General features: G+C 64.8%; 1 protein-coding gene. It reads right to left on the bottom strand.

Features of this window, described 5'->3' with window-relative positions:
* Positions 1-30 precede the first annotated feature (30 nt).
* Positions 31-1,716, bottom strand: coding sequence for an integrase catalytic domain-containing protein (locus FXV83_RS41245; RefSeq protein WP_148745744.1), 1,686 nt, complete (start codon positions 1,714-1,716; stop codon positions 31-33).
* Positions 1,717-1,798: the final 82 nt, after the last annotated feature.

The following is a 1,798-nucleotide window of genomic DNA, read 5'->3' as shown; positions in this document are numbered from 1 at the left end:
TTGACCCCCGTATTGCCGCATCTGCGAATGTTACCCTGATGGCGCGATTGCCGATGACGATCCAATGTCGATTGATCGGCCGCGCCAGGTGGCTTTCCCGGCTTGCTCGACGAGAGGGGCTGTGGGCGGGTCGGGCCCTACATAGCCCGAGCCGTCCACAACCCCGGGCAACTGGGAAGCGGTCGTGGCGTCGCCGAGCGGGCGCTGAGCGACCAGCTGTTCAGCAGCCTTCCGTCTAAGCGCCCTCAGCAGACGCTGCACGATCGAATGCTGTCTCGTCCCAAACTCCTCGGGGTGTTTCTCGCTTAGCCGGCCGACGATAGCGAGTGCAGTTAGCTGCGGTTGCGCAGCGAGCCAGGCCTGGATCGTGGCAATATGTGGGTCGAGCTTGGATGGCATGCGAACCCTGGTTTTATAGGGGCGACGGGTGCGCCGGTGCGTGGCACGCGGCTCGCCGGCCGTCGCCGTCTTGCCGAGCGTCTTGGCAAAACTGGCTGCGGTCGCTGGCGCGGTGCTCGTGCTGGCGCATTGCAGGCCGCGCGCCTGTCCGGCACGACGATCGACGCGATTGCCGAGTTCGTCCTGGGTTGCGCGAATCTCGGCCAACAGCGCGACCGGATCGAGCGAGCGATATTGATCGCGCAGCCGTTTCTTCACGGCGGCGGTCACCTTGGGATGCGCCAATGCACGCTCGTAGGGCGTCAATGGGGGGTGATAGCGCTTGATCACTTTAGCCCCTTCGCGGCGCTTCTCCTTCAGCTTGAACGACGGCTGGAAGAAGTTGACGTAAAGCCGTGCCGCCGCATAGAGGCGACCCATCACGCGCGCCGTCTCGATGCCATCGAAGCGGCCGTAGCCCATCAGGCGACGGACGACGGCACCATTCTTCTGCTCGACAAACGCCTGATCGTTCTTTTTGTACGCGCGCGAGCGTGTGACTTCGAGCTTCTGCTCGCGACACCATGGCACGACGACATCGTTCATGAAGGCGCTGTCGTTGTCGAAGTCCACCCCGCGCAACAACCAAGGGAACAGGCTCTGTGCCCGGTTGATCGCCTCGACGACCAGCGAACCTTCCCGCGTCAACAACGGCAGGCACTCCGTCCAGCCCGTGGCGACATCGACCATCGTCAGGGTCTGGATGAACGAGCCAGCCACCGACGTGCCGCCATGGGCTACCATGTCGACCTCGCAGAAGCCGGGCAGCGGGCTGTTCCAGTCATTGAACGTCCGGATCGGGACCTCGCGCCGGATTGCCGAATAGAATCCGGCGCGGCGCCGCCTGCCGCCGCTCGCCGCGATCTTCACATCGACGAGCAGGCGATCGATGGTAGCGGCGCTGATGGCCAGAACACGATCACGGTCCGCCTGGCCAAGCCGCAATCGGCCATGTTGCTCGAGCGCCGGCAGCAAGATCGGGATCATCACCTTGAGCCGCTTGCCGCACACCCGATCCGACGCCTCCCACAGCGCCGTCAGCGCGTCCTTGATTGTCGCACCATATCTGCGCTTGCGCTCTTGCGGTGCCCCGACCTCGCCCGGCCCAACCGTCGCGCGTCGCCGGAGTGCGCGCACCGCATGCTTGCGATGCCAGCCCGTCGTCGCGCACAGCGCGTCTAGGATCCGCCCCTTCTCCGCCCGTGTGGTCGACCGGTAACGCTCCATTACCGCCGACATCACCTCGCGCCGCGCGCCCATGCTGATCTTTCCCGCCATCGACGACACCGAACCGATTCGGTGGCGCCGCCCCAGTCATCGGCGGAAAGTTGTCCAGTAACATTCTGGGTGAGGCAATGCG

It is taken from the genome of Bradyrhizobium hipponense (genome assembly GCF_008123965.1).
GTDB classification, from domain to species: Bacteria; Pseudomonadota; Alphaproteobacteria; order Rhizobiales; family Xanthobacteraceae; genus Bradyrhizobium; species Bradyrhizobium hipponense.
This window is presented reverse-complemented; position numbering and strand designations above follow the sequence as displayed.

Coding starts and splice junctions, on each gene's coding strand:
- FXV83_RS41245 (WP_148745744.1), bottom strand. CDS start 1,716: ATGGCGGGAAAGATCAGCATGGGCGCGCGGCGCGAGGTGATGTCGGCG.